This is a genomic window from Kitasatospora sp. NPDC101157, from assembly GCF_044768255.1.
Classification (GTDB): domain Bacteria; phylum Actinomycetota; class Actinomycetes; order Streptomycetales; family Streptomycetaceae; genus Kitasatospora.
Genome location: NZ_JBIWPL010000002.1, coordinates 562,490 through 585,261, shown reverse-complemented (window position 1 = coordinate 585,261; position 22,772 = coordinate 562,490). Strand labels below are relative to the sequence as shown.

Genomic DNA, 22,772 nt, shown 5'->3' with positions numbered 1-22,772 from the left:
GGCCGCCAGGAGCCGCTCCTGCGCACACCCTTGCGATGACATATAACCTGTGACATTGTTCTGACCCTGATTCCGGTGACAGGTCACACGTCAACTCCCCCCTCGCCTCGTGGCCGACGCCGCGTCACCTCCCCCACCTCAGGACAAGGACACCGCAGTGCGTCTGCGCCAATCCCTTCCGCTCCTGGTGGCCGCCGCCCTCGCCGGGCCCGCCACCCTGCTACCGACCCCTGCCCTCGCCGCCTCCGCGACGACCGTGGCGGAGGCGAACCCCACCGCCCAGGCTCCGGCCCGGGCCGGGACTGCCGCGCCGAAGCCGTTCGGCGCCGAGGTCGCCGCCGCCGACACCTCCGAAGCCCTGGGGCGCACGGCCGCGCCGCTCCCGCCGGAGCTGCTCGGCCAGGCGCTCCAGCCGACCGGGACGGCCGTCCAGACCGCCCCCGATCCCCACGCCACCGCCCCCGCTGCCGGGCGCGCGCAGGCCGCGCAGGCCCCGGCCGCGCCCAGTTGCACGGCCGCCGACTTCGGCAGCCGCAGCGGCGCCGCCCTGGTCTCCTTCGTCCAGGGCGCGACCACGGACTGCGTCAAGACGCTCTTCAACGTCACCGGCACCGACGCGGGCAAGGTCTTCAAGCAGTCGCAGATGCTCGCCGTCGCCAACGCCTTCAAGACCCAGGCGGCGAACTACACCGGCGACAACTCCGCCAACCTCCTGCAGCTCGTGCTCTTCCTGCGGGCCGGCTACTACGTCCAGTCCAACAACGCCGGCGCCGTCGGCCCGTACGACGGCACGCTCACCTCCGCCGTCCAGGCCGGCCTCGACGCCTTCTTCGCGACCGCCCACCGCAAGGACGTCAGCGACGCCAACGGCGCCGTGCTCAGCGAGGTGCTGATCCTCACCGACAGCGCCGACATCCAGGCCCACTACCTGAAGGTCTACCAGCAGGTCCTGAACGACTACGGCAACGGGTACAACGCGTTCCCGAAGATGGTCAGCGCCGTCAACTCCGTGCTGTGGGCGCCGCTGTGGCGGGCGAACTGGAACCCCGACTACGTCAGCGCCGTCACCGCCGACCCGGGTGTGGTCACCACGCTGGCGAACTTCGCGCAGAACCACAAGGACCTGCTCACCACGGCCAACGCCTTCCTCGACGTCAACGCCGGCAACGACCTCGCCCGCACCGCCGGCGACGGCGGCAGCATCGAGGCCGTCGCCAAGCCGCTGGTCAAGAAGGTGCTGGACACCACCCCGATCTCCGGCGCCGTCGGCAAGCTGTACGTCTACACCGCGTACAACGCCAACCGGTACGACAACGCGCAGTGCTCCTACTACGGCACCTGTGACCTGCCCGGCAAGCTCACCGCCGCCGTCCTGCCGAACACCCTGGTCTGCGACAACCGCACCATACGCACCGAGGGCCTCTCGCCCCAGGAGCTGTCGACCGTCTGCGAGAGCCTGCGCGGCGAGGACACCTTCTTCCACAACCTCGTCAAGGACAACGGGCCCGTCCCGGACCAGTACGGCAAGACCATCACCCTCGCCGTCTTCTCCAACCGGGACGACTACCTCACCTACTCCTGGGCGATCTACAACAACTCCACCGACAACGGCGGCCAGACCGTCATGGACGTCACCGACCCCAACAACAAGCCCGTGTCGGTGATGTACCAGAAGTCGTGGAACGACGGCTTCCCCGCCAACGTGTGGAACCTCAACCACGAGTACACCCACTACCTCGACAACATCTACGACATGAAGGGCAACTTCTCCACCGAGATCTCCGTCCCGGACATCTGGTGGATCGAGGGCGTCGCCGAGTACGAGTCCTACGCCTACCGCGGCACCACCGACACCCAGGCGATGGACGAGGCCGCCGCGCACCGCTACAAGCTCAGCACGATCTTCCAGAACACCTACGACAACTCCGACACCGTGCGCACCTACCCGTGGGGCTACCTCGCCGTGCGCTACATGGTCGAGAAGCACCCCGCCGACGTCCAGAACATGCTCGGCCACTTCCGCACCGGCGACTACCAGGGCGGCTACGCGGTCTACAACGGCCTCGGCACCTCGTACGACGCCGACTTCGACAGCTGGCTGACCGCCTGCGCCGCGGGCGCCTGCTACGCCGACGGTCCGACCGCGCTCTTCGGCCAGTCCGTCGACGGCGCCACCGTCACCCTGACCGACAAGTCCGTCGAGACCAACTCCAAGGCCACGCTGGCCTCCTGGCACTGGACCTTCGGCGACGGCAGCAGCTCCGACGAGCGCAACCCGGCCCACACCTACGCCGCCCCCGGCACCTACACCGTCGCCCTGACCGTCACCGACAGCGCCGGCAAGTCCGCCAGCACCCCGTCCTCGGTCACCGTCACCACCGGCGGCAGCGCCACCCTGCCGACCTGCACCGACCCGCGCACCGACGCGCTCGGCCAGAACTGCTCCCGCCCGAACCAGGCGCGCACCGCCGGGAACCTCGACTACTTCTACCTCTACCTGCCGGCCGGCACCACGACCCTGAAGGTCTCCACCTCCGGGGGCACCGGCAACGCGGCCCTCTACTACAACCCCGACACCTGGGCCTCCCCGGCGGCCCACACCGCCGCCTCCACCAACCCGGGCACCGCCCAGACCCTCACCGTCACCAACACCACGGCGGGCTACCGGTACGTCAGCCTCTACGCCACCACGGACTTCAGCGGGGTGACCGTCAGCACCCAGTACTGATCCGCCGACCGAACGGCCGAGCGGCGCGTCCCCGGCGGGGGGCGCGCCGCTCGGCCGTTCCGACCGACCCGGGAGGTCAGGAGGCGGCGGTTCGCTCGGCGATGGCCCGGGCCAGGTCGCGCAGCCGGGGGTTCTGGTAGACCAGCCGGGTCGGGATGACCGTCCCACGTTGTTTCCTGAGGTCGGCCACGACGCGCAGCGCGACCAGCGAGTGGCCGCCGAGGGCGAAGAAGTCGTCGGTGGCCAGCACCCGTTCGCGGCCGAGGACGTCCTGCCAGGCCACGGCGATCAGGGTCTCCAGCTCGCCCGTCGGGGCGGCGTCCTCGTCCTCGCCCGACGGCTCGGCGGCAGCCTGCTCGGCGGGCGCGGGCAGCGCGGCCCGGTCGACCTTGCCGCTCGGCCCCAGCGGGAGCGTCTCCAGGACGGTCAGCGACAGCCGGGTCAGGTGGGCGGGCAGCCGCTCCGCCAGGTGGCGGCGCAGCGGCTCGGGGTCGGCGCCTGCTTCGGGGGCGGGCACCCAGTACGCGGCCAGGCTGCGGCCGGCGGCCGGGTGCTCGCGCAGGGCGACGACCGCCGCGGCGACGGCCGGGTGTTCCGTCAACACGGCCTCGATCTCGCCGAGTTCGATCCGGAAGCCGTTCAGCTTGACCTGCTGGTCGACCCGGCCGAGATAGTCCAGGGCGCCGTCGGCGCGGCGCCGGACCCGGTCGCCGGTGCGGTACATCCGGGTTCCGGGCGGCCCGAAGGGCGAGGCGCAGAACCGCTCGGCGGTCAGCGCGGGGCGGCGCAGGTAGCCGAGGGCGAGGCCGGGGCCGGTCAGGTAGAGCTCGCCCTCGTCGGCCGGGTCCAGCCGGTCGTCGAGGACGTGCGCGCCGACGCCCGGCAGCGGCCGGCCGATGTGCGGTTCGGTGCCGTCGATCGGGCCGGCGGTGGCGTCGACGGTGCACTCGGTCGGGCCGTACAGGTTGAGCGCCCGGACGACCGAGCGGGCGCCGAGGTCGGCGAGGTCGCGCCACATCGGGGCGGGGACGGCCTCGCCGCCGAGGAACAGCCGCAGGCCGTCCGGGAGCCCTCCGGCCGCCCCGGAGACCGGTTCGGCCAGCAGCGACCAGTGGGACGGGGTGGCGTCGAGGTCGGTGGCGCGCAGCCGCAGCAGGTGGGCGGCGAGGGCGGCCGGGTCGGCGCGCAGGGACTCGGTGAGCAGCAGCAGGGTGTCGCCGCGGCAGATCCGGGCCCACTGCTGGACCGAGGCGTCGAAGGAGAGGCTGGCGTTCCAGGCCACCCGGGCCGGACGGTCGGGGTAGGCGCCGCTGCGTTCCAGGGCGGCGACCAGGTGGGCGACGGCGTCCCGGCTCACTACCACGCCCTTGGGGCGGCCGGTGGAGCCCGAGGTGTGGATGACGTACGCGGGGGCACCGGCGGGCGGCGGGGCGTCGGTCGCATCGTTCGCGTCGTTCGCGTCGGTCCCCGCGCCGAGCGGCCCGGCGGTGCCCGGGGTGAGCACTCGGACACCGCCCGGCCAGGAGGCCGCCCGTCCGGCGTCCGGGTCGATCACCACGCGCAGTCCGGTGTCCTCGGTCACCGCCGCCAGGCGGGCCCGGGGGTGGGCCGGGTCGAGCGGGACGTACGCCGCCCCGGCCTGCCATACCGCCAGCAGGGCGACCACCAGCTCCGGTCCGCGGTCCGCGGCGACGCCCACGTACTCGCCGGCCCGGATCCCGGCGCCCCCGAGGACCGCCGCCAGCTCCCGGACCCGGCCCGCCAGCGCGCCGAAGCCGAGCACTGTGCCGTCGGCCGCCACGACGGCGTCCCGTTCCGGGTGGCGGGCGGCGGCCTCCCGGAAGCGCTCCAGGAGGTCCCGGACGGGCGGCACGGGCTCGCCGGGGGCGGCCGACGAGGGCCGGAGGGTCGGTGCTGCGGACATGGCTGGGCTCCTTCTGGGGGCCGGGCGGGCGAGGACGGGTGCGGGCGGGGAGCGGGTGCGGGCGGGGAGCGGGCGTCAGCCGGTGACGGGCAGGGTGGGCGCGCAGTCCGCCAGGGCGACGGCCTCCCCCATCGCGACCACGATCCGGCGGTCGCCCCGGAAGGGGTCCCGGCCGTGCGCCGCGAGGAGGTTGTCGACCAGCAGCAGGTCGCCGGGCTGCCACCGGCGGCGGACGGTGGCGCGCTCGTACGCCTCGTTCAGGACGGCCGTCTCCTCGGGGGTCAGCGGGGTGCCGTCGCCGAGCGCGGTGTTGAACGGCAGGCCGTCCGGGCCGAGTTCGTCGACCATGACGTCCCGGATGGCGGGGTCGAGCGACCACTCGTTCCAGAACGCCAGGTGGTTGAACCACAGCTCCTCGCCGGTGCGGGGGTGGTGGATCGTCGCCGAGCGCAGCTGGCTGGTGCGCAGCACGCCGTCCTCGCCCCAGGCGGCCTCGATGGCGTGGTCGGCGCAGTAGCGCTCCACCTCGGCGCGCGAGTCGGTGCCGAACGTGGTCCGCCAGCCGAGCGAGAGGTGTTCGCCGTAGCTGCGGGTCAGCCGCCAGCCGTGCCGACGGTAGCGCTCGACGAGTTCGGCCGGCAGGTGCGCCAGGACGCGCCGGACGTCGGCGACCGGCGTGGCGCCGCCCTCCTCGGGCGCGACCAGGCAGCCGAACAGCAGCAGCCCGGGGAAGGTCAGCGTGTAGCTGTTCTCGTTGTGCATCCGGATGGCCTGCGCGGGCGGCAGGTCGGTGGAGGAGAACACGTCGTCGCCGAAGTCGCTGCGCGGGGTGGCCTTCTCCTGGTAGGCGGCGCGTTCGGCGAACAGCGCGTCGCGGACCCGGGTGAAGTCGGCGACGTCCCGGACGGGCAGGCCGCGCAGGTGGAGCGCGCCGTGCCGGTCGAGCGCCGCGCGCAGTTCGCCGCGGTGGGCCCGGAGCCACCGCGCGGCGGCTCCGGCGTCGGGCAGGCCGTCGATCACGGCGGTGTGCGGTGCTCCGGGTTCCCCGATCCAGTCGATGGTCATGCGTGCTCCTCCTCGTCAGTGCCGGTGCCGAAGTGGCGGGGCAGTTCCGCCCACACCGTCCGGGTGTAGAAGTGGGTGCCGGGCAGGGCGGTCACGGTGAGTCCGCCGGTGGCGCAGCGGGCCCACTCCTCGGCCACGGACGGTTCGATGACCTCGTCGTCCTCGCCGTGGAGCAGGTGCACGGGCACGGTGGTGGTGACGCCGGGCCGGGGCCGGTAGGAGTCACGGACGGTGATGTCGGCGCGCATCAGTTCGACGGCCATCTCCCGCAGGTCGGGGTCGTCGGCGGCGTGGGCCGGCAGCAGCCCGGTGGTCCGCATCCATTCCAGGAGCCGGCCCTCGGTGTCCTCGATGCGCGGGAAGCGGTCCCGCTCGGTGACGCCGCGGTCGGGGGCGTTGCAGGCGGAGACGATCAGGCCCTCGGGCAGCGGCGCGCCGCGCTCGGCGAGCCGGACGGCGACATCGAAGGCCATCCAGCCGCCCATGCTGTGGCCGAAGAGCTGGAAGGCCCGGTCGGGCGCTTCGGCCATGGCGAGGGCGACGGCGTCGGTGGCGTCCTCGGCGAGGGCGTCCCAGTCCGGGGCGAAGTCCTCGGCGAAGCGGCCCTCCCGGCCCGGGTAGCAGAGCAGGGCGAGTTCGGTGTCCTCGCCGAGGACGTCGAGCCAGGGTCGGAACGGGCCGGTCCCGCCGCCGCAGAAGCCCAGGCAGAGCATGGTGCGGGTGGCGTCCGGCCGGGGCAGGGGCCGGACCACCGTGGTGTCCTGCAGCCGCTGAACGGTCATGGTTGTCTGATCTCCTGAGGCATCCGGGGATACTTCCGTCGGTGGTGGGAGGGGTGGGGCAGCGGCGGCGTCACCGGTGCCAGTCGAGTTCGACGTGCAGGGCGCGGTAGCCCTGGACGACCAGGGCGCGCAGCCATTCGACGTCCTTGGCCAGGCCGACCCCGCGCACCTGCTCGGCCAGCACCCGCAGCAGGGCGCCGAGTTCGACCCGGGCGAGGGCCGCGCCCAGGCAGTGGTGGGCGCCGTGGCCGAAGGCGAGGTGCCGGTTGGGGGTGCGGTCGGGCAGGAAGAGGCCGGGCCGGTCGAAGACCTTCGGGTCGCGGTTGGCGGCGGGCAGCCAGGCGACCACCGGGGTGTCCCGGGCGATCGGCTGTCCGCCGACCACGGTGTCCTCGGTGGCGACCCGCAGCACGTGCATCGCCGGTGAGGTCCAGCGGATGAGCTCCTCGACGGCGGTGTCGACCAGGCCCCGGTCCCCGGTCAGCCGGGCGAGGGTGTCCGGGGCCGAGGCCAGTGCGTGGAAGCAGCCGGCGATGGCGTGCCGGGTGGTCTCGTTGCCGCCGATGAGGACGTTGTCGCAGTTGAGCAGCACTTCCTCCTCGGTGAGGCTCCGGTCGGCGAGCAGCACGCTCACCAGGTCCTCGCCGGGGCGGCGCCGCTTCTGGGCGATGAGGTCGTAGAAGTAGACCAGGATCGCGGTGTGCGCCTGGCGCGGGGTCATGCCGTTGAAGACCTGGTCCTCGCCGCCGAAGGCGTGGTTGGTGAGGTCGATCAGTTCGGCCCGGTCCCGCTGCGGGACGCCGAGGATCTCGCAGACCACGGCGGCCGGGAGGTACGGCCCGAAGGTGGCGGCGACGTCACCGCCACCGCGCTCGCGGAGCCGCTCCAGCAGCTCGCTCACCTCCTGCTCGATGAAGGAGGTGAGCGACTGGGCCGCCGTCCGGGACATCAACGGTCCGATGTGGCGCCGCAGTTGCTGGTGCTTGCTCCCCTCGGAGACCACCAGCATGTGGCCGCCGGAGCGGTCCGGGTGCTCCTTGTCGAAGCCGATCATCATGCCGTACTCGGAGGTGAACGGTGCGACCGGGGAGAGCACGGTGTTGCAGTCCTCGTGCGAGAAGAAGGACCAGAATCCGCCCGGGGAGCTGCCCGGCTCGCTCCACACCGCGCCGCCCTCGGCGAGGCGCGCCTCCCAGAGGGCGAAGCGATCGGTGGAGGTGTAGAGGTCGGGGTTTCCGAGGTCCAAGGTGAGTGTCCAATCTCGGAGTGTCCGCGGCCCGTTCGGGGCCGCCGGCGCGTCGTCAGGGCCGGCGCCGCATCGTCAGCGTGGAGACCACGATCTCGACGACCTGCCGCTCGGCGATCCCCGCCCAGAACTCCTCGGTCTTCGACGGGTGGTCGACGACCAGGCTTCCGTACGGGAGCTTCCCGGAGCGGACGGCCTCCGGCGCGAGCCCGAACGGGGAGTCGGCGTGCATCAGCATGTCGACCTCCCAGCGCCCCATCTCGGGGATGCGGGCGGCCAGCGCGCCCGCCCAGTCGCCCTCCTGCGCCGTCACCTCGGAGACGATCCGGATCTGGGCGTGCCCGGTCGCGGACAGCATGGTGTCCAGTCCCTGGCCGAGGTCGTTGATGTAGTCGAACGCCGCTGCGGTGTCGGGCGCGTTGAAGGCGATGTGGTCGTACGGGGCGTCCCTGAAGGTCTCCCAGCCGGCCACCTCGAAGCAGGCCTCGACGCCGTTCACGGCGGCGTTGAGCCGGGCGAAGCCCACCGCCCGCGGGTTGGGGTCGAAGCCGGTCCGGCGGCCGTACCCCTCACCGAGGAGCAGGGACTGACAGCCGGATCCGCAGCCGACGTCCAGGAAGGACCGGGCGTCCGCGGGGGCGCGCAGGGCCTCCACCAGTTCCAGCGAGGACGAGTGCAGCGGCATGCAGAGGCTGCTGTCGTCGTGGACGGTGAAGCCGGTGGAGCGGTTCTCGAAGAGCAGGTCCGACAGCACGTACCGGCCGCGGTACTCGACCAGGCAGACCGTGGCGTGCACCGCCGAGGGGTCGGCGGGGTCGGCGCGGATCAGCTCCCGTTCCCACAGCAGGTCCAGCAGCGGTCGTGGCAGCGGGTCCAGTTCCTCCGCCGCGACCTCGCCGGCGAAGAGGAAGAGCCGGGCCAGCACGGCGACGGCGTCCCGGTGTCCGGCCAGTTCCTCCAGGTAGAAGTAGGAGAACCGGCCGGAGTCTCCGAGGATCCGCTCGACCGGCTCGTCCACGCCGAGCAGTTCGCGGACGGTCCCGGTGCGGTAGCCGGCCTCCCGGAGGCCGGCGGCCAGGAGCCGCCAGCCCGGGTCGTCGGGGTTCAGGGTGTCGAGCTTCACCGGCGCCCCTGCTGGTGGTCGACGAGGGCGCGGTGCATGTCGAGGGTGACGGAGCCGGGTCGGCCGGTGCCGATGGTCCAGGTGCGCTCGCCGTCGCGGATCGCGCCGACCGGGGTGATCACCGCCGCCGTTCCGCAGGCGAAGACCTCGCTGACGGTGCCGTCCGCGCACTGGGCGAGCCACTGCTCCAGCTCGATCCGCTCCTCGCGGGGACGGTAGCCGCGCTCGGCGGTCAGCCGCAGGACGGTGTCACGGGTCACGCCGGGCAGCAGGGTGCCGGTGAGCCGGGGGGTGACGATCTCTGCCCCCTCGCCGGTGCCGCGGACGAAGAACAGGTTCATCCCGCCCATCTCCTCGATGTAGCGGCGCTCGGTGGCGTCCAGCCAGAGCACCTGCTGGCAGCCGGCGTCCTGGGCGAGCTTCTGGGCGGCGAAGGAGCCCGCGTAGTTCCCGGCGACCTTGACGTCCCCGGTGCCGCCGGGGAAGGCGCGGACGTAGTCGCGGCTCACCCAGGCCGACACCGACTCGACGTCGTCGCCGAAGAAGCCGGCCGCGCAGAAGGCCATCAGCAGGAAGCGGAAGGTGGTCGAGGGCCGCAGCATCAGGGTGACGTCGGTGGCGAACATCAGCGGGCGCAGGTAGAGGCTGTGGGTCGGGTCGTCGGACAGCATGGCGCCGTCGGCCTCGACCAGGCGGTCGATCGCCTCGACGAAGAGCTCCTCGGGCAGCTCGGGCATGGCGAGCCGGCGGGCGGAGCGCTGGAAGCGGCGGGCGTGGTCGAGGGGGCGGAAGGCCTGGACCGTGCCGTCGGCGAGGCGGTGGGCCTTGAGGCCCTCGAAGATCACCTGGCCGTAGTGGAGGCCGAGCGTGCCCGGGTGCAGGGTCAGGTTCTCCAGGGTGCGCAGGCCGACGTTGTGCCAGCCCTTCTCGGGCGACCAGTCGGCGGTGACCATGTGGTCGGTGAAGGCCTCGCCGTAGCCGGGGTCGGCGATGACGCGGGCGGGGTCGACGGCGGTCGGGTTGGGGATCACGGAGGTCATGGCTGGTACTGCCCTTCTGACGGTGGCTGGGCTCTGACAGTGGGTCGGTTCAGACCAGGGGGACGAAGAAGAAGGTGTCGCGCCGGCTGATCAGGCCGTCCGCCGTGAGTTCGAAGAACTCGGCGAAGCGGTGGGCGGCCTGGCTGCCGTCGCGCAGGGTGCCGCGGAAGCCGCCGTGGACGGCGAGGCCGTCCTCGGTGACCAGCACCCGGTCGAGGGTGTGGTGGCCGTCGCGGATCACCCGCTCGTGGTTGTAGAAGTGCTCGATGCGGCCCCGGCCGACCAGGGGCGGGTAGCCGGGCCGGTGGTACACGCTGTCCTCGGTGAACAGCGCGGCCAGTCCGGCCGTGTCGCCGGTGTCGATCAACTCGTAGATGCGGTGGGCGGTTTCCAGGGACATCGCTACTCCTTGCCGGTGGTTCGGGACAGCCGGTCGTCGAGGACCGCGCCGATGGCGGCGATCGGTTCGGGGCGGGTCATCGCCCCGTGGGTGCAGGCGATCTCGTGGACCTCGATCGCCCCGGTGAGGTACGGGAGCCAGTCCTCGGCCACCGGGGCGTCCGCGGACCGGCCCTCGGTGGCGGTGAAGTGCAGGACGGAGCCGTCGAACCGCCCGGCCGGGCCCCGGTCGCCGAGGTACGAGCAGTCCGCGAAGACGGCCGGCAGCGCGGACAGTTGGGCCGCGGGCAGGCCGGCCAGCGGGCTGCCGTCGGCGAGCAGCACCCGTCGGAAGGCCGCCGGGTCCAGCGGGCCGTCGGCCGGCTGTCCGAGGGAGTCGAGCAGCGCCGCCAGCGTCTCCGGCGCCTCGGGCTCCGCCCGCTCGCCCGGCTCGCCCGGCTCGCCGGGGGCGTGCGGGTAGCTGTCGAGCATGGCCAGCAGTTCGACCCGCTCGCCCTCGGCCTGGAGCCGGACGGCGATGGCGTGCGCCACCACTCCGCCGAAGGACCAGCCCATCAGGTGGTAGGGGCCGCTCGGCTGGACGGACCGGATCTCGGCCAGGTAGTCGGCGGCGATCTCCTCGATCCCCGCCGGGCGGTGGCCCGGTTCGGTCAGGCCGCGCGCCTGGAGGCCGTAGACCGGTCGCCGGGCGTCGATCCTCCGCAGCAGCCCGGAGTAGACCCAGCTGATCCCGGCGGCCGGGTGGATACAGAACAGCGGCGGCTCGGTGCCCTCGGTGCGCAGCGGCAGCAGGACCGCGAGCGGGTCGACCCCGGTCTCGGCGGAGCCGATCCGCTCGGCCGTGCCGGCCACGGTCGGGGCGGTGAACAGGTCGCGCATGGTGTAGTCGGCCCGCAGGCCGACCCGGATCCGGCTGATCAGCCGCGCGGCGAGCAGGGAGTGCCCGCCGAGGGAGAAGAAGTTGTCGTCGATGCCCACCGACTCCACGCCGAGCACCTCGGCGAACAGCCCGCAGAGGAGTTCCTCCCGCTGGTCGCGCGGCGGCCGGCCGGCCGGTGCGCCGGTGGCCACCGGGACCGGCAGCGCCCTGCGGTCGAGCTTGCCCTGCCGGGTCAGCGGCAGGGCGGCCAGCGGCTGGACCGCCGCGGGGACCATGTACTCGGGCAGGCTCTCGGCCGCGAACCGCCGCAGTTCGGCGGCATCGGCGTCCGCGCCCTCGGCGGGGACGACGTAGGCCACCAGCCGCTTGTCGCCCGGCCGGTCCTCCCGGACCACCGCCACCGCCCGGCCCACCGACGGGTGCCGGCTCAGGGCGGCCGCCACCTCGCCGAGCTCGATCCGGAAGCCGCGGATCTTGACCTGGTCGTCGGCCCGGCCGAGGAACTCCAGGTGTCCGTCGCGGCGCCGGCGCACCACGTCGCCGGTGCGGTACATCCGCTCGCCCGGGGCGAACGGACAGGCGGTGAACCGTTCCGCTGTCAGTCCGGGCCGGCCCAGGTAGCCGCGGGCGACCTGCGGGCCGGCCAGGTAGAGTTCGCCGGCCACGCCCGCCGGGGCGGGGTTCAGCGTGCCGTCCAGGACGTACGCCCGCACGTTGGTGACGACCTCGCCCAGCACGGGTGCGTCCGCGTCGGCGAACGAGGCCATCAGGGCGTCGACGGTGTTCTCGGTCGGCCCGTAGGTGTTGAGTCCGGCCACGCCGGGGCGGGAGCGGATGTCCTGCCAGAGGGCGTCGGTGACGGCCTCTCCGCCGACGTTCAGGGTGCGCAGCACCGGGCGGCCGGTGGCCGGGTCCTCGGCCAGCAGTCCGTGGGCCACCAGTTCGGTCGCGTAGCTGGGCGTGGTGTCCAGCAGGTCGACCCCGGCCCGCCGCAGGTGGTCGGCCAGTGCGGCCGGGTCCCGGCGCAGGTCGTCGTCCAGCAGGTGCAGCCGGTGGCCCGCGAACACCGCCAGGACGGCGACCCAGGACGAGTCGAAGGTCAGCGGTGCGGTGGTGGCCACCCGCACCTGGGTGGCGCCGGTGGCGGCCAGGTGGTCGGCGTACATGGTGCGCCGGTAGTGGTGGAGGAGGTTGTCCAGACTGGACCGCTCGACCACGACGCCCTTGGGGCGCCCGGTGGAGCCGGAGGTGAACAGGACGTACGCCGCGTTCGCGCCGGTCGGGCACACCGGCCGGTCCTCGTCCGTGGGGTCCTCGCCGCTGTGGGCGTCGGTCAGCGCGGCGTGCCGGTCGAGGAGCAGGACCGCGGCCGGGGTGTCCGGGGAGGTGACCTCCGAGCAGGACAGCACCAGGACGGGCGCGCAGTCGGCGAGCATCCCGGCGATCCGTTCCGACGGCGCCGCCGCGTCCAGGGGGACGTAGACGGCTCCGGCCTTGAGGATCGCCAGCAGGGCGACGACCGACTCGGTGGAGCGCGGCAGCAGCACCGCCACCCGGTCCTCCGGGCGGATGCCGCGGGCCAGCAGTTCCCGGGCCAGGCGGTTCGCCCGGGTGTTCAGCTCCCGGAAGGTCAGCGCGGTGCCGCCGAGGACGACAGCGGTCTCCTGCGGGGTGCGCGCGGCCTGCGCCTCGAAGACCTCGACGGCGCTCCGGTGCGGCGCTTCGGCCGGGTTCCGGTTCCAGGCGTCCAGGAGCGCCTCGCGCTCCCGGTCGGCCAGGACGTCGATCCGGCCGACCGTCAGTTCCGTATCGCGGCTCACCTGTTCCAGCACCCGGACGTAGCGGTGCAGCAGGTCCTGCGCGGACTCCTGGTCGAAGAGGTCGGCGGCGAACTCCACCGCGCAGCCGATGCCGGACGGCGCGCCGTTGGAGAAGCGTTCGGTCAGGTCGAGGGACAGGTCGAACTTCGCGCCGGGGGCGCCGGAGGCGAGGGGCTCGGCGCCGAGCCGCGTCAGCGGGCCGGGGCCGCCCTCCCCCGCGCCCTGGAGCGACAACATGGTCTGGAACAGTGGGTGGCGGCCGGTCCGGCGGACCGGGTTGACGAGTTCAACCACGCGCTCGAACGGGATGTCCTGGTGCTCGTAGGCCGCCAGGTCCGCCTCGCGGACGCGGTCCAGCAGGTCGCCGAAGGCCGGGTCGCCGGAGACGTCGGTGCGCAGCACCAGGGTGTTGACGAAGAAGCCGACCAGGTCGTCCAGCGCGCCGTCGGTCCGGCCCGCCACCGGGGTGCCGATCGGGACGTCCGTTCCGGCGCCGAGGCGGGAGAGGGTGACCGCCAGTGCGGCCTGGAGCAGCATGAACAGGGTGACGCCGTGCTCGCGGGCGACGGCCAGCAGCCGGCGGTGCGCCTCGGCGTCCAGGTCCAGGCCCGCCACCCCGGCCCGGTAGGAGGGCTCGGCCGGACGCGGACGGTCGGTGGGCAGCGCCAGTTCCTCCGGGAGGCCGGCCAGTGCCTCCCGCCAGAAGGCGAGCTGGCGCGAGACCACGCTCTCCGGGTCGTCCTCCGAGCCCATCAGCGCGCGCTGCCAGAGGGCGTAGTCGGCGTACTGCACCGGCAGCGGCTGCCAGCCCGGCTCCTGTCCGGCGCGGCGCGCCTCGTAGGCATCGGAGAGGTCCCGGAGCAGCGGGCCCACCGACTCGCCGTCGACGGCGATGTGGTGCATGGCGAGGACGAGTGCGTGCTCCTCGTCCGACAGCGAGAACAGCGACATCCGCAGCGGAAGTTCGGCCTCCAGGTCGAAGACGTGTCCGGCCTCCGCCTCGACCGCCGCGCGCAGCTCCTCCTCGGATCCGCACGCGCGGTGGCGCAGTTCGGGTGCGGCCTCGGCCGTCTCCAGCACCCGCTGGTACGGCGTGCCGTCCACGGACGGGTAGACCGTGCGCAGGGACTCGTGCCGCTCGACCAGGTCGGCGAGTGCGGCCCGCAGCGCGGGGACGTCGACCCGGGCGCGCACCCGCAGGGCGACCGGGCTGTTGTAGACGCTGCCGGTCTCCTCGTACGCGTTGAGGAACCAGAGGCGCTGCTGGGCGAACGAGAGCGGGACGCCCCCCTCGCGCGGGACCGGGGCCAGGACGGGCCGCGCGGCGTCGACCTCGCTGAGCGCCCGGCCGACGCCCGCGACGGTCGGGGTGGCGAACATGTCGCGGATGGTCATGTCGGCCTTCAGGGCGGACCGGATCCGGCTGATCAGCCGGGCCGCGAGCAGGGAGTGGCCGCCGAGGTCGAAGAAGTTGTCGTCGACACCGACCGACTCCACGCCGAGCACCTCGGCGAACAGGCCGCAGAGGATCTCCTCGCGGGCGGTGCGCGGACCGCGGCCGGTGGGCGCACCGGCGGACTCCGGTGCGGGCAGCGCCTTGCGGTCCACCTTGCCGTTGGGCGTCAGCGGCAGCGCGTCGAGCAGCACGACGGCGGCGGGGACCATGTACTCGGGCAGGCTCTCGGCGACGGACCGGCGCAGCTCGGCGGCGTCCGCGTCGGTGTCCTCGGCGGTGGTGACGTAGGCCACCAGCCGCTTGTCGCCCGGGCGGTCCTCGCGCAGCACCACCACGGCCTGGGCCACGGAGGGGTGACGGCCGAGGGCGGCCTCGATCTCGCCGGGCTCGATCCGGAAGCCGCGCAGCTTGACCTGGTGGTCGGCGCGGCCGACGAACTCCAGCTGGCCGTCGGCCCGCCAGCGCACCACGTCGCCGGTGCGGTACATCCGGCCGCCGGGGGTGAACGGGCTGGCCGTGAACCGCTCGGCGGTCAGGCCGGGGCGGCCCAGGTAGCCGCGGGCCAGACCGGGGCCGCTCAGGTAGAGCTCACCCGGCACGCCGACCGGCACCTGGTTGAGGTACTGGTCCAGCACGTGGACCCGGGTGTTCCAGGCCGGTCCGCCGATCGGCGGCTTCCCGGCTCCGGTGAGCGGCAGGCTCATGGTCGCGCAGACCGTCGCCTCGGTCGGCCCGTACGCGTTGACCACCCGTCGGCCGCCGAGCGTCCAGCGGCCGAGCACCTCGCCGGAGGCGGCCTCGCCGGCCACCACCAGGCTGGCGTCGGCGAGCCCGTCGGCCTCCGGCTGCTGGGCGAGCGCGGCCGGCGGCAGGGTGACCAGGCTGACCTTCTGACGGGCCAGCAGCCGGGCCAGTGGTTCGCCCGGTGTCAGGTCGGCCTGCGCGGCGAGCACCAGGGTGGCGCCGGTGAGCAGGGCGGTGACCAGTTCGGAGACGGCCGCGTCGAAGCTCGGCGAGGCGAACTGCAGCACCCGGCCGCCGGGCTCGACGCCGAACCGGTCCGCCTGCGTCCCGGCCAGGTTGGCGATCCCGGTGTGAGTGACCACGACGCCCTTGGGGCGGCCGGTGGAGCCGGAGGTGTAGATCACGTACGCGGCCTGGCGCGGGTCCACCGGGGCGAGCCGGTCACCGTCCGTCAGGTCGTGCCCGGTCAGGCCGGCCAGTTCGGCGGCCGCCTCGTCCAGCCGGATCACGGGCGTGTCGGCCGGCGCGGGCAGGGCCTCGGCGCCGACGGCGTCGGTCAGGACGAGCACGGGGGCCGCGTCCTGGAGGACGTAGGCCTTGCGTTCCTGCGGGTACTCGGTGTCGATCGGCAGGTAGGCGGCGCCGGACTTGGCGACGGCGAGCAGGGCGGTCAGCTGCTCGACGGAGCGGGGCAGTGCGAGCGCCACCAGCCGCTCCGGGCCGGCGCCGTGCGCCACCAGGTGGCGGGCCAGCCGGTTCGCCCGGGCGTTGAGCTCCCGGTACGACAGCTCCTCGTCCTCGAAGACCACCGCGACGGCCTCCGGCGAGCGCTCCACCTGGGCCTCGAACAGCGCGGCCAGCGTGTCCGTCACCACCGGGTGGTCGGTCTCGTTCCAGGCCGCGAGCTCGCGCCGGTCCGCTGCGGAGAGCAGCTCCACGCCCGAGACCCGGACCTCCGGGTCGGCGGCCACCGAGGCCAGCACCTGGGCGACGCAGCCGAGCAGCCGCTCGGCGGTGCTCCGGTCGAAGAGGTCGGCCGCGTACTCCAGCGAGCAGCCCAGGCCGCCCGGGGCGTCCCGGTCGTCCCGCCGTTCGGCGACGACCAGGGCCAGGTCGAATTTGGAGGCGTTCCACCCGATGTTCTCGAACTCCGCCTCGACGCCCGGGAATTCGAGCGTTCCCTCGGCGTTGTTCTGGAACTGGAGCAGCACCTGGAAGAGCGGGTTGCGGGCGGGCGAGCGGACCGGGTTCACCAGCTCCACCAGCCGGTCCAGGGCGATGTCCTGGTGCTCGTAGGCCGCGAGGTCCGCTTCCCGGACCCGGTCCAGCAGCTCACCGAAGGCCGGGTCGCCGGAGACGTCGGTACGCAGCACCAGGGTGTTCACGAAGACGCCGACCAGATCGTCCAGCGCCTCGTCGGAGCGGCCGGCGAGCGAGGTGCCGATCGGGATGTCGGCGCCGGCACCGAGCCGGGCGAGGGTGACCGCGAACGCGGCCTGCAGCAGCATGAACAGGGTCACGCCGCGCTCGCGGGCGACCGCCACCAACCGGTCGTGCACCTCGGCCGCCACCTCCAGGCCGACGACCCCGCCCCGGTACGACGGCTCGGCCGGGCGCGGCCGGTCCACGGGCAGCTCCAGCTCCTCCGGGAGGTCGGCCAGCGCCTCCCGCCAGTAGGCGAGCTGGCTCGACACCAGGCTCTCCGGGTCGTCCTCCGAGCCCATCAGCGCGCGCTGCCACAGCGCGTAGTCGCCGTACTGCACCGGCAGCGGCTGCCAGTCCGGCGTGCGGCCCGCCCGGCGCGCCCCGTACGCCGTCGACACGTCGCGCAGCAGCAGGCCCAGCGACCAGCCGTCGGAGGCGATGTGGTGCAGGGTCAGCACCAGGACGTGGTCCTCGTCGGAGACCGAGAGCAGCGAGGCCCGCAGCGGGGTCTCCTGCTCCAGGTCGAAGACGTACTCGGCGGCCTCCGCCACCGCCCGGCGCAGCCCTGAGCGGGTGCAGCGCGCCACGGTGAGCAGTCCGGTGCCGGCCCGCACCCGGTCCACCACGTGCTGGTGGGGCTCGCCGTCGACCGCCGGGAAGACGGTGCGCAGCGCCTCGTGCCGCCCCACCACGTCCGCCAGCGCGGCCCGCAGCGCGGCGACGTCCACGCTCCCGCGCAGCCGCAGCGCCAGTGGGCTGTTGTAGGCCGCGCCGGCCCGGTCGACCTGGGAGACGTACCAGAGCCGCCGCTGCGCGAAGGAGAGCGGGACGGACCCGCCCCTGGCCAGCGGGCGCACCGGGGGCCGCGCGGCGCTGCGCTGCGCGTCCAGGAGCTGGGCGACCCCGCGCGGGGTCGGCGCCCGGAACAGGGCACGGATGCCCAGTTCGGCGCCGAGCACGGCACGGACCCGGCTGATCAGCTGGACGGCGACCAGCGAGTGGCCGCCCAGGGCGAAGAAGTTGTCGTCGCGGCCGACCGAAGCCGCGCCGAGCACCTCGGCGAACAGGCCGCAGAGGATCTCCTCGCGGGCGGTGCGCGGCAGCGCGCCCAGGGGTGCGGCGGGTCCGTCCTCGGGCCCGGCCTGCTGGGGTGCGCGCTCGACCGGCTCCAGCTCGCCGTCGGCCCGCCAGCGGGCGAGCGAGCCGGTGCGGCGTAGCAGCGCTCCCGGGACGAACGGGCTGACCGTGAGCCGGTCGGCGTCCGGCGCCGTGGCGGGCCGGGCGAGGTAGAGCTCGCCCGCGACCCCGACCGGTACCGGGTTCAGCCAGGCGTCCAGCACGTACGCCCGGCCGGTCGCCGGCTCGCCCTCGGCCAGGGCGTCCCGGGGCACCGGACGGAGGGTGGCACTCCACGCCTCGATCGCGCCGCGGTCCTCGGCGGAGAGCAGGTCCACCGCCGAGACCCGCACCCCGGGGTCGTCCGCGGCGGCGGCCAGCACTCGGGCGACGCAGCCGAGCAGCCGCTCGGCGGTCTCCCGGTCGAAGAGGTCGGCGGCGTACTCCAGCGAGCAGCCGAGCCCGTCGGCCGCGCCGTCCGCGGCGCGCCGGTCGACCACCACGAGGGCCAGGTCGAACTTGGCGGAGTGCCAGCCGAGGTCCTCGAACTGGGCTTCGAAGCCGGGCAGTTCGGGGCTTCCCTGGCCTCCGCCCTGGAGGGCCAGCGTGACCTGGAAGAGCGGGTTGCGGGCGGGCGAGCGGACCGGGTTGACCAGCTCCACCAGCCGGTCCAGCGGGATCTCCTGGTGCTCGAAGGCCGCGAGGTCGACGTCGCGGATCCGCTCCAGCAACTCGGTGAAGCGCGGGTCGCCGGAGAGGTCGGTGCGCAGCACCAGGGTGTTGACGAAGAAGCCGACCAGGTCGTCCAGCGCCTCGTCGGTGCGGCCGGCCACCGGTGTGCCGATCGGGAGGTCGGTGGCTCCGCCGAGGCGGGCGAGGGTCACCGCGAAGGCGGCCTGCAGCAGCATGAACAGGGTCACGCCGCGCTCCTGGGCGAGAGCCAGCAACTCCCGGTGCAGGTGCGGGTCGAGGTCCAGGTCGACCAGACCGCCGCGGTAGGAGGGCTCGGTCGGGCGGGGGCGGTCGGCCGGCAGCGCCAGCTCCTCCGGAACACCGGCCAACTCCTTCCGCCAGTGGTCGAGTTGGCGGGAGACCAGGCTGTCCGGGTCCTCCTCGGATCCGAGCAGCCGGCGCTGCCAGAGGGCGTAGTCGGCGTACTGCACCGGCAGCGGCCGCCACTCGGGCGCGCGGCCGGCGCGGCGCGCCCCGTAGGCCTCGGCGAGGTCGCGCAGCAGCGGGCCGGCCGACCAGCCGTCCACGGCGATGTGGTGCAGCGTCAGCAGCAGCACGTGTTCCTCGTCGGACGCGGAGAACAGCGTGGCGCGCAGCGGCGGTTCGGACTCCAGGTCGAAGACGTACCCGGCCTCCGCCTCGACGGCCGAGCGCAGCGCCTCCGCGGACTCGCACAGCCGGTGGGCGAGTCGCAGCTGCGGCGCGTCCGGGTCGAGCACCTGCTGGTACGGCGCGCCGTTCACGGACGGGAACACCGTGCGCAGCGCCTCGTGCCGCTCCACCACGTCCGCCAGCGCGGCCGTCAGGGCGGGGACGTCCGCCCGGCCGCGCAGGCGCAGCGCCAGCGGACTGTTGTAGGCCTCGCCGGCCCGGTCGACCTGCGCCAGGAACCAGAGCCGCAGCTGGGCGAAGGACAGCGGGATGTCGCCGTCGCGTGGCATCGGTGCCAGCGGCGCCCGGGCCGTCGCACCGTCCGTGAGGGCCTCGGCGACGCCCGCCACGGTGGGCGCGTCGAACAGGTCGCGGATGGCCAGGTCGGCCCCGAGGGCGGTGCGGACGCGGCTGATGAGCTGGACGGCGAGCAGGGAGTGGCCGCCGAGGTCGAAGAAGCTGTCGTCGACGCCGACCGACCCGGCCCCGAGCACCTCGGCGAACAGGCCGCAGAGGATCTCCTCGCGCGCCGTGCGCGGCGCCCGGCCGGTGGCCGAGCCGGTGGCCGAGCCGGTGTAGTCGGGGGCCGGGAGGGCCTTGCGGTCGACCTTGCGGTTGGGGGTCAGCGGCAGCGCGTCCAGCACCACCACCACGGCGGGGACCATGAACTCCGGCAGGCTCTCCCCGACGTGGCGCCGCAGCTCCCGGCCGTCCGCCTGCGCGCCCTCGGCGATGGCCACGTAGGCCACCAGCCGCTTGTCGCCCGGCCGGTCCTCGCGCAGCACCACCACGGACTGGGCCACCGACGGATGGCGGCCCAGCACCGCCTCGATCTCGCCGGGCTCGATCCGGAAGCCGCGCAGCTTGACCTGGTGGTCGGCCCGGCCGACGAACTCCAGCTGCCCGTCGGCCCGCCAGCGCACCACGTCGCCGGTGCGGTACATGCGCTCGCCGGGGGCGAACGGGCAGGCCACGAAGCGCTCCGCGGTCAGGCCCGGCCGGCCCAGGTAGCCGCGGGCCAGGCCCGGCCCGGCCAGGTACAGCTCCCCCGCGACGCCGACCGGCACCTGATTGAGGTGGGCGTCCAGCACGTACGCCCGGGTGTTCCACAGCGGCCCGCCGATCGGGGGCTTCTCGGCGCCGGTCAGCGGAGCGCTGAGGTTGGTGCAGACCGTCGCCTCGGTCGGCCCGTACGCGTTGATCATCCGGCGGCCGGCCGACCAGCGTTCGACCACGTCCGGCCGGACGGCGTCGCCCGCCACGATCAGCGTCGTGCCGTCCGGAAGTCCGCCGACGGCCGGCTGCTGGGCGAGCGCCGCCGGGGGCAGGGTGACGTGGGTGATCCGCTCGCGGGCCAGCAGGGTGGCCAGCCGCTCCCCGGGCTGGATCGCGTCGCGCGGGGCCATGACCAGGGCCGCGCCCGCGGGCAGGGCGGTGACCAGTTCGGAGACCGCGGTGTCGAAGCTCATCGTGGCGAACTGCAGCACCCGGCTGTCGCCGTCCACCGCGAGGTGCTCGATGTGCGAGCCGGCCAAGGCGGCGAGGCCGGTGTGGGGGACCACGACGCCCTTGGGGCGGCCGGTGGAGCCGGAGGTGTAGATCACGTACGCGGCGTGCCGCGGATCCACCGGGGCGAGCCGGTCACCGTCCGCCAGGTCGTGGGAGGCCAGGGCGGCCAGCTCGGGGGCCGCCGCGTCCAGCCGGATCACCGGGGCGTCGGGCAGCGCGGGCAGGCCGGCCAGCACCGGGGAGTCGGTGACCAGCAGCACCGGCGCGGCGTCCCGCAGCATGAAGGAGATCCGGTCCGCCGGGTAGTCGGGGTCGACCGGCAGGTACGCCGCGCCCGCCTTCCCCACCGCGAGGACGGCCGTCAGCAGTTCGACGGAGCGGGGCAGTGCGAGCGCCACCAGCCGCTCCGGGCCGGCGCCGTGCGCCACCAGGTGGCGGGCCAGCCGGTTCGCCCGGGCGTTGAGCTCCCGGTACGACAACTCCTCGTCCTCGAAGACCACCGCGACGGCCTCCGGCGAGCGCTCCACCTGGGCCTCGAACAGCGCGGCCAGCGTGTCCGTCGAGACCTCGCGGCCGGTGTCGTTCCACCCTTCGATCGCCCGGCGGTCCGCTGCGGAGAGCAGCTCCACGCCCGAGACCCGGACCTGCGGGTCGGCCGCCGCGGCCACCAGCACGCTGCGCAGGGCGTGCACGATCCGCTCCCCGGTGGCCCGGTCGAAGAGGTCGGCCGCGTACTCCAGGGAGCCGGTGAAACCGGCCGGTGCACCCTCCGGGGTATGGTGCTCGGCGATGACGACGCTCAGGTCGAACTTGGCGAAGTCGAAGGAGAAGAGGTGCTGTTCGGTGGCGGTGCCGGCCAGGCCGAGGGTGTTCTCGGATACGTCCTGGAGGACGAGCATCACCTGGAAGAGCGGGTTGCGGGCGGGCGAGCGCACCGGGTTGACCAGCTCCACCAGCCGGTCCAGGGAGACGTCCTGGTGGTCGAAGGCGGCGAGGTCCGCGTCCCGGACCCGGTCCAGCAGCTCGTCGAACCGCGGGTCGCCGGAGACGTCGGTGCGCAGCACCAGGGTGTTCACGAAGAAGCCGACCAGCTCGTCCAGCGCCTCGTCGGTGCGGCCCGCCACCGGCGTGCCGACCGGGATGTCGGTGCCGGCGCCCAGCCGGGCGAGGGTCGCCGCGAACGCGGCCTGGAGCAGCATGAACAGGGTCGCCCCGCGCTCCCGGGCCAGCGCCAGCAGCCGTGCGTGCACCTCTGCGTCCAGCGCCAGGTCGACGATCCCGCCCCGGTGGGACGGCTCGGCGGGGCGCGGCCGGTCCGCCGGGAGCGGGAGCTCCTCCGGCAGGTCGGCCAAGGTTTGGCTCCAGAAGGCAAGTTGGCGCGACACCAGGCTGTCCGGGTCGTCCTCGGAGCCCATCAGCTCGTGCTGCCAGAGCGCGTAGTCGGAGTACTGCACCGGCAACGGCTCCCAGTCCGGCTCCCGGCCGGCCAGGCGCGCCCCGTACGCCGTCGCGACGTCGCGCAGCAGCAGGCCCAGCGACCAGCCGTCCACGGTGATGTGGTGCACCACCAGCAGCAGGACGTGGTCCTCCGGCCCCAGCTCGAAGAGCGAGGCCCGCACCGGCAGGTCGACCGCGAGGTCGAAGCCGCGCCGGACCTCCCGGTCGACGGCCGCGGTGACGTCGGGCTCCGCGCAGGGCAGGACGGCCAGGTCGATCCGCACCTGCCCCGCCCCCACCACCTGCTGGTACGGGACGCCGTCGGTCTCCGGGAAGACGGTGCGCAGCGCCTCGTGGCGCCCCACCACGTCCGCCAGCGCGGCCCGCAGCGCCGCGACGTCCAGCGGGCCGCGGACCCGCCAGGCGCTCGGACCGTTGTAGCTGCCGCTGTCCGGGTCGATCCGGTTGAGGAACCACAGGCGCCGCTGGGCTGAGGACAGAGGAATCATGAGTGGCTGCTCCTGATGTTGCCGGGGCGTCGGCCCGAGCTGCTGATGACTGGTGACGGGCGCGCGGGGCGCCGGCGCGGCCGTCGGTACGGGCCGGGAAGGGGCGGTGCGGTGCGGGGCGGTGCGGCGCGGCGCGGGGCGGGTGAACCGGACGGTCCCGGAGGCCGGGCCGGACGGGGTGGTCCC

The 22,772-nt window shown here is 74.2% G+C and carries 9 protein-coding genes; 1 reads left to right on the top strand and 8 read right to left on the bottom strand.

Going from position 1 to position 22,772, the window contains the following annotated elements; all coding sequences use genetic code 11:
* Positions 1-157 precede the first annotated feature (157 nt).
* Positions 158-2,728: a collagenase gene (locus ACIRVF_RS05930; RefSeq protein WP_402814271.1), complete on the top strand. Its 2,571-nt coding sequence runs from the start codon at positions 158-160 to the stop codon at positions 2,726-2,728.
* A gap of 76 nt (positions 2,729-2,804) precedes the next feature.
* Here the strand turns inward: ACIRVF_RS05930 and ACIRVF_RS05925 are convergent, their stop codons facing one another.
* The 8 genes from ACIRVF_RS05925 to ACIRVF_RS05890 form a co-directional block, all read right to left on the bottom strand.
* Complete coding sequence (locus tag ACIRVF_RS05925) at positions 2,805-4,652, bottom strand: amino acid adenylation domain-containing protein (RefSeq protein ID WP_402814269.1); 1,848 nt, start codon at positions 4,650-4,652, stop codon at positions 2,805-2,807.
* A gap of 75 nt (positions 4,653-4,727) precedes the next feature.
* Positions 4,728-5,717, bottom strand: coding sequence for a TauD/TfdA family dioxygenase (locus tag ACIRVF_RS05920; RefSeq protein WP_402814266.1), 990 nt, complete (start codon positions 5,715-5,717; stop codon positions 4,728-4,730).
* Positions 5,714-6,499, bottom strand: coding sequence for a thioesterase II family protein (locus tag ACIRVF_RS05915; protein ID WP_402814263.1), 786 nt, complete (start codon positions 6,497-6,499; stop codon positions 5,714-5,716). The genes ACIRVF_RS05920 and ACIRVF_RS05915 overlap by 4 nt, the downstream gene beginning before the upstream one ends.
* Positions 6,500-6,569: 70 nt before the next feature.
* Entirely contained in the window at positions 6,570-7,745 is a 1,176-nt protein-coding gene (locus tag ACIRVF_RS05910) for a cytochrome P450 (protein WP_402814259.1), read from the bottom strand.
* Between the two features lie 55 nt (positions 7,746-7,800).
* Positions 7,801-8,868, bottom strand: coding sequence for a class I SAM-dependent methyltransferase (locus tag ACIRVF_RS05905; protein ID WP_402814256.1), 1,068 nt, complete (start codon positions 8,866-8,868; stop codon positions 7,801-7,803).
* Entirely contained in the window at positions 8,865-9,908 is a 1,044-nt protein-coding gene (locus tag ACIRVF_RS05900; RefSeq protein WP_402814254.1) for a branched-chain amino acid aminotransferase, read from the bottom strand. The genes ACIRVF_RS05905 and ACIRVF_RS05900 overlap by 4 nt, the downstream gene beginning before the upstream one ends.
* 49 nt (positions 9,909-9,957) lie before the next feature.
* Positions 9,958-10,308 carry a nuclear transport factor 2 family protein gene (locus ACIRVF_RS05895; protein ID WP_402814251.1) on the bottom strand — a complete coding sequence of 117 codons (351 nt, stop codon included), beginning with the start codon at positions 10,306-10,308 and terminating at the stop codon, positions 9,958-9,960.
* 2 nt (positions 10,309-10,310) lie between these two features.
* Positions 10,311-22,586, bottom strand: a complete 12,276-nt coding sequence (locus tag ACIRVF_RS05890) for an amino acid adenylation domain-containing protein (RefSeq protein ID WP_402814248.1) — start codon at positions 22,584-22,586, stop codon at positions 10,311-10,313.
* Between the last annotated feature and the right edge of the window lie 186 nt (positions 22,587-22,772).